General features: G+C 53.9%; 7 protein-coding genes. 4 read left to right on the forward strand and 3 right to left on the reverse strand.

The genetic code is table 11. The annotated features are described in order from the left end of the window. Positions 1–6 precede the first annotated feature (6 nt). A complete protein-coding gene (locus AC2JC8_RS05525) occupies positions 7–447 on the reverse strand; it encodes an Occludin/ELL family protein (RefSeq protein ID WP_484594321.1) in 441 nt (146 codons plus the stop codon). A gap of 90 nt (positions 448–537) precedes the next feature. Between AC2JC8_RS05525 and pyrE the strand changes: the two genes are divergently transcribed. Further along, positions 538–1,068 carry an orotate phosphoribosyltransferase gene (gene pyrE / locus AC2JC8_RS05530; protein WP_484400191.1) on the forward strand — a complete coding sequence of 177 codons (531 nt, stop codon included), beginning with the start codon at positions 538–540 and terminating at the stop codon, positions 1,066–1,068. Continuing rightward, positions 1,068–1,937, forward strand: coding sequence for a CAF17-like 4Fe-4S cluster assembly/insertion protein YgfZ (gene ygfZ / locus AC2JC8_RS05535; protein ID WP_484400154.1), 870 nt, complete (start codon positions 1,068–1,070; stop codon positions 1,935–1,937). The genes pyrE and ygfZ overlap by 1 nt, the downstream gene beginning before the upstream one ends. Here the strand turns inward: ygfZ and AC2JC8_RS05540 are convergent. Beyond that, positions 1,895–3,301, reverse strand: a complete 1,407-nt coding sequence (locus tag AC2JC8_RS05540) for a TM0106 family RecB-like putative nuclease (RefSeq protein WP_484400153.1) — start codon at positions 3,299–3,301, stop codon at positions 1,895–1,897. The two genes, ygfZ and AC2JC8_RS05540, sit on opposite strands and share 43 nt — an antisense overlap. An 18-nt stretch (positions 3,302–3,319) precedes the next feature. On the opposite strand from AC2JC8_RS05540, the gene AC2JC8_RS05545 reads away from it, so the two are divergent. Both AC2JC8_RS05545 and AC2JC8_RS05550 read left to right on the forward strand, forming a co-directional pair. Next, the gene (locus AC2JC8_RS05545; RefSeq protein ID WP_484400152.1) at positions 3,320–4,084 is read left to right on the forward strand and encodes an MBL fold metallo-hydrolase; all 765 of its coding nucleotides are present in this window, start codon (positions 3,320–3,322) and stop codon (positions 4,082–4,084) included. Beyond that, positions 4,084–5,532: a phosphohexomutase domain-containing protein gene (locus AC2JC8_RS05550; protein ID WP_484419962.1), complete on the forward strand. Its 1,449-nt coding sequence runs from the start codon at positions 4,084–4,086 to the stop codon at positions 5,530–5,532. The genes AC2JC8_RS05545 and AC2JC8_RS05550 overlap by 1 nt, the downstream gene beginning before the upstream one ends. Here AC2JC8_RS05550 and AC2JC8_RS05555 read toward each other — a convergent pair. After that, on the reverse strand, positions 5,511–6,081 hold a 571-nt coding region (locus tag AC2JC8_RS05555; protein ID WP_484594322.1), incomplete at its 5' end, for a glycosyltransferase. The two genes, AC2JC8_RS05550 and AC2JC8_RS05555, sit on opposite strands and share 22 nt — an antisense overlap.

The raw sequence follows: 6,081 nt of genomic DNA on the forward strand, positions 1-6,081 counted from the left end.
CAGATCTTATTTTCCCATGCTGCTTGGAAGATCGCGTACCCGCAATGGAATTGGGTTGCTTTGCTCCTGCATTAAAGCTTTTGTGGTGTTTTCTACCGCGGAGCCATCCCACACGATTGTTTGGTCGGGGAAGCCAAAACCCATCACTTTGCTGCCATCGATACCGCCCATGCTGATCCCCAGAATATCGGTGATTTGGTGAGTGATATCTATGCCACGGGCGTAGGGGGAGCTGTAAGAAAAAAAGCGTTGCTCAATTAAATCGTTAGTGGTTTGCACCGGTCCGCAACTGGTTACTTCCACTGCTGTTGATTTGATTTCAGCGTTTGCAGCGCTGGGGGCTTCAAAACTGGTGGTGCAAACTACAGGCCCAGCTAGCGCAGAAACACAACTCAATAAACCAGCACCAAAAAGTATTGAAATAGCACCAGGCAATTTGAACTTCATGCTCTTTTAGGCGTAACGGTCTGCGCCAGGTTAAAAACGATCTAGCTATTTCGCCAGTGAGCAATTTTGAGCCTTGATCCCTTATTGCGAATGTTGGCGTTGCATGCCTACAGGCGCGGCCAGTTCACTTTGGCTTCTGGTAAGAGCAGTGAGCATTACGTGAATTGCAAACCGGTCACCCTCAGCGGCAAAGGTGCTCTGCTGCTGGCACCAAGGTTGCTTGAGCTGGTGGAACCTGAGGCGGTGGCGGTGGCAGGGCTCACCCTCGGCGCCGACCCAATGGTGAGCTGGGTAGCCCATGGGGCAGCGCTGGCTGGCCGCAATCTTGATGCCTTGATTGTGCGTAAAGAAGCAAAAGGCCATGGCACTGGAGCTTGGCTTGAAGGCCCGCTACCCGTTTCGGGTTCGTTGATCACCCTTTTGGAAGATGTTGTTACCAGTGCTGGTTCCGCCCTTAAGGCGGTGATGCAACTGCGAGCAGCGGGCTATCTGGTGAAGAGAGTGGTGGCGATTGTTGATCGCGAAGAGGGTGGTGAGGCGGCACTCAGGGCTGAGGGTTTGGAGTTGCATTCGCTTTATCGCCTCAGTGAGGTGGCAACTATCCACCAACAATTGAGCTGATGAACCCTGCAACCGCCTCAAGTTTTGATCCCTGGGCTCTACCCCCATTGCCTTGGCGGTTTTGCTTTGAGGTGAGCCGAATCGCAATCCATGGCAAAGGCAGTTTGCGCTTACTCCATGGCCAAACCAGCCAAGCCCTTTTGGATTTAGCGCCTGGAGAACAACGAGCTACCTGTTTTGTGAATGCCACCGCCTGGTTAGCGGCCCTTGCTGAGATAACAGCAAGCGATGCGGGCGCTGAATTACTCGTAACCGCAGGGGCTGGAGCAGAGGTGTATCGCGCCTTGGATCGGGTTATTTTTCCTGCTGATCAGGTGCAATTGCAGGCGCTGGAAGCATTGCTATGGCATGGCTTGGTAGAAGATCAAGGGCCAGGAAATGGAGCCGGTTGGGGCTTGGCTGGTCGCCATTGGTTGCTCAGCGCCGAAGCGCCACTACCTGCAGCGCTTCAGCAGGTGCAGCCCCTAGGCGCTGATCTTCAGGAGTTGTTGCGTTACCGCCAAGGCATCCCCGCTGCTCCAGGTGAACTAAATGCAGGCATCAATCCATTTGAACTTGGCCTTGATGGGCGGGTGAGCCTCGATAAAGGTTGCTATTTAGGGCAAGAAACCCTTGCAAAGTTGCATTCGAGAGCAGGGGTAAAGCAGCAGTTGCGGCGCTGTTATGCACCGCCTGGTGTGCTGTTGCCCCAAGCTGGCGCGGCCTTGCTGGGGCCAAATGGGGAAAGGGTTGGCAGCATTACTTCTTGCCAAGTTGGCCCTCAAGGCACTTGGGGGTTAGCGCTGCTAAGGCGTGATTGGTTTGAATGTGAAAACCTTGCTGGAGTTCAGTTTTCGTTGCCGGCGGCAGCATCATTCAGCAGCCATTGAGCAACTGCCCAGGTAGCAAGGCAGTCGTCGCGGTTGTATTGAAAAATCCGTTGCAATTGGTGGTGGTTACCGCGTGCACGCCACTGGCGCCACCACAACACACATCGGGCCCCCTCGGCTGCCGGTTGGCTCCAGCGAAATCCCCGCCAGCTGGCCACAGCTTTAAGGCCGTAGCTATCCACAGGCAAGCGCCAATGCTGCCGCACCCTCTTGTGTAAATCGATCAAACCTTCAGGAGCTACAGCCCCTTGCCGCGCAGCTAGGCGCCGCAGGGCAATTGCTTCAGTTTCGCCGTAATGCAACACAGGCCAACCGGGATATGTATTAAGCAGAGCTTGCAAGCGCTGCCAAAGCCTTGCCTCGCCGTGTTCTTGTAAGGCAAGCAACGGGTGATATTTGGCTATTGCCGTTGCAGGCCATTGGCCAGAGCTGTTGCGGGGCAGGATTAAGAAGCCGTGCAAAAAATCATCGCGAGCATCGGGATCTGATTCGATGTCGTAAACCAAAACCCCTGGGGCTGCAGCTAGTTCCGGCAGAGGTGAATCATTTAGCTCGTCTGCTGGCGCAAGCCGTTCTGCGCTGCCGCTTTCCTGCACCCGGGCCTGGGCAATTAATTCGAGTGCTAATTCGGGCCGCTGTTCGCCGTTGGCTTCCAGCCGGGCCATCAGCACCATGGGATCAATCGCGGCTAAGGCGGAACGATTGTGAATACCAAGCTGCTGCAATAGCTCTTGGCGTTTTCCGCCAATACCACTCACCTGGCTCAATTCGCCTTTTGCTTCTGCCTCCTGGTTGCAGCTGCGGCGCCAGCAGCAAAGCGTGCATTTTTTGCGGTCTTGGGTGAGTGGCGGCGGTTGCAGCTGCTGGAGATCTGCTTGGAGGCGGGTTAGGGCTTGATCCAGTTGGCGCGGCAACTGGCCTGTGAGATTCACAGGTTCCTTCAAGCCTTGGGGTGTGAGCAGTAAGCCCGTAGCAACTGGGGCCCCTTGATAATTGGCCACCAAGCGCCCCCAAAAGGCAAGGGTGAGGCGGTGTTCGCGGGTGCCGTGGCGGCCTGGCTGCAGTAGCACCGGTTGATAACTAAAAGCGCCTAGTTGGCTGGCTTGCGGCCGCTGCAGCAGCAGGGTGGGCCTACCCCTCAAATTGCCTTGCTGCAACAACAGCTGCCTGATCGAACCTTTGTTTTGCAACAACACCTGTAAGCGCAGCTCGCGATCAGCCAGCTGCAGCGCCCTATGGGGATTCCATATTTTTTCACTGGGGTTGCCATGGCGATCTAGCCAAGCCTTGCGATGGCAGCGCAGCCAACTGCGTAATTGCCGGTCGGTGAGCACAGATTCGCTGGTAATACGTTGCTGGCCCATGTTCCCAAGCTAGAAGGGATGCGAAGTTTTAAAGCCGATATGAAACTCACTTACTACGGAGCGAATGGATGGTTACTAGAGCTTGGCGGTGTGAGGGTGTTGCTGGATCCATGGCTCACGGGCCCTTTGCGATTTGGCTCTGCCACCTGGTTTTTTGAAGGGCGCTTACCCCACGACTGGCCGGTACCTGAAAATCTTCATCTTTTGCTCTTAAGCCAGGGTTTGCCCGATCACGCCCATGCGCCAAGCCTTGAGTTGTTATCAAAAAACCTGCCGGTGCTGGGTTCTTGCTCAGCAATAAAGCTGGCTAGCTCCCTTGGTTTCACCAATTACAAAGCGCTTAAACCAAGAGATCTGCATCAGCATGGTTGCCTGCAAATTGAAGCCACTGCCGGTGCCGCAGTGCCTCAGCTGGAAAATGGTTATCTGTTGCGGGCCGGCACTGAAAGTTTGTATGTGGAACCCCATGGATTTCTTGATCCGCAAATAGCAGTTCAGCCGCTTACAGCTGTTATTACACCGGTGTTGGATCTGGGCTTGCCATTAGCGGGAGCCTTTGTGAAGGGGCAAACAGTGTTGCCACAATTGTTGGAGCGCTTCCAGCCCAGTTGGCTGCTGGCCAGCACCGCAGGGGGTGGAATTAATTACAAGGGAGTATTGGAACGCTTGCTTTGGAGTAGTGGCGATCAATCCAAATTGGAGGCGCAGCTCGCCCTCCGGCACCCTCCCACCACATTCATCGATCCCGATCCAGGACACTGTTACGAGCTGAATCCAGCCTGATGCCATCCGCCCCATTACCGCTGCTCGCTGCCCCGATCAGTTTTGGCACAGATGGCTGGCGCGGCATTCTCGGCGTTGATATCACCCTGGAGCGGCTGTTGCCGGTAGCAGCTGCCGCGGCGGCTGAATTAGCCCATTCCGCTCCAGCTGAACTCGATAGCCGCACAGTAGTAATTGGCTTTGATCGCCGTTTTCTTGCCCCTGAATTTGCTGCTGCCATTGCCGCAGCAGTGCGGGGGGTGGGGTTAGAGCCGTTATTGGCTTTAGAACCACTGCCAACTCCAGCCATTAGTTGGGTGGTTGTAACTAGGCAGGCGTTGGGTGGGCTGGTAATCACCGCCAGCCATAACCCCGCCGAATGGTTGGGATTAAAAATTAAAGGCCATTTCGGTGGTTCGGTGGAGGCAGATTTCACCGCCAGAGTTGAGCAGCGCTTAGCGGCGGGTGCTGTAAGTGTTCCAGAAATAGGAGAAACCGCTTGTTTTGATGGCTGGAGTGAATACCTAACGGGTTTGCGCAGCAAAATTGATGTGCAGGCTTTGCGCCATGGCTTGGAGGAGATGGATCTTGCGGTAATCGTTGATCCAATGCATGGTTCTGCTGCTGGTGGTTTGCCCGCATTACTCGGTGACGTGGTGCAAGAAATACGTTCAAATCGTGACCCCTTATTCGGTGGTAATCCGCCTGAACCGTTAGCTCCCTATTTAGGTGAGTTGATTTCCACGGTGAAGGCGGCAACCGCTGCGGCTAAATCAGCTGTGGGCATTGTTTTTGATGGCGATGGTGATCGGATTGCTGCGATTGATGAGCAGGGTCGTTATTGCAGTACCCAATTATTGATGCCATTGTTTATTGATCATTTAGCCAGGGCGCGAAAGCTGCCGGGCAAGGTGGTGAAAACAGTTAGTGGCTCTGATTTAATGCAGCTAGTAGCGGAAGATCTTGGGCGCGAGGTGTTGGAAATGCCCGTTGGATTTAAATATATTGCAAGTGAGATGTTGAGCTCAGAAGTATTAGTTGGGGGAGAGGAATCAGGTGGAGTGGGCTTTGGGATGCACCTGCCTGAGCGCGATGCTCCGTTTGCCGCTCTACTTTTGCTTGAAGCTTTGGTAGAAGGCGGTAAACCGCTCGGCGTGCGGCTGGATGAGTTGCAAAATCGTTGTGGCGGGCCCAGCTATTACAACCGTTTAGATCTACGTTTAAAAGATATGGCAAGCCGTCTCAGGCTGGAGAAACAATTAGCAGAAGCACCCCCCAGCGAAGTGGCAGGGGTTGTTGTACAGGAATTTGTGCGCACAGATGGTTTGAAATTAAGGCTGGGGCCCAGCCATTGGTTGATGTTGCGCTTTTCTGGTACTGAACCGTTGTTGCGCTTGTATTGCGAAGCGCCAACTCCAGAACGGGTGGCGGTTGTATTGCACTGGGCTCAGCAACTAGCGGAAGCTTGAATTATATTGAGCTTGATTAATTTATTTGCCATATTAAGTATTTGTTCGCCCCTATTCCATGCTGCTTTACGCGATAGCAGTTCCAATTCTTCAAACCAAGCTGTTTTAGTCATTTGGCCCGGATGAAGCCGAATGTGATAAACATAGGAATCAATGATAATACCTGGAGCAGATGAAGTAACAGCCATCATCATGCCGATATCTTCCCCTTGGGGAAGCCCCATCCAGCCTCCGATACTCCTGAGTAGATTTACATCTACCAGCAAGGTGGTTGGCCCTAGGGGGATATTTGCTTTTGGTGTAGGCCATGCCCGCCAAACATCGCCAGCTGAGCTAATTCCAGCTGCAATTATTGCTGGATCTAATTTGCAATCGTCTGTGCAATATCCCGCGCACCAAAGAGCATTCCGATCACTTTTTATTGCCGCTAATCTTTTATCAAGTGAATGGGGATAAAGCCAATCGTCGTCGTCTGCGCTGGTAATCCAATCCCCCCGCGCTACAGCGAGGCCTAAATTACGGGCAGCGGCCTGGCCGACGGGCCTGGCG

It is taken from the genome of Synechococcus sp., from assembly GCF_982614295.1.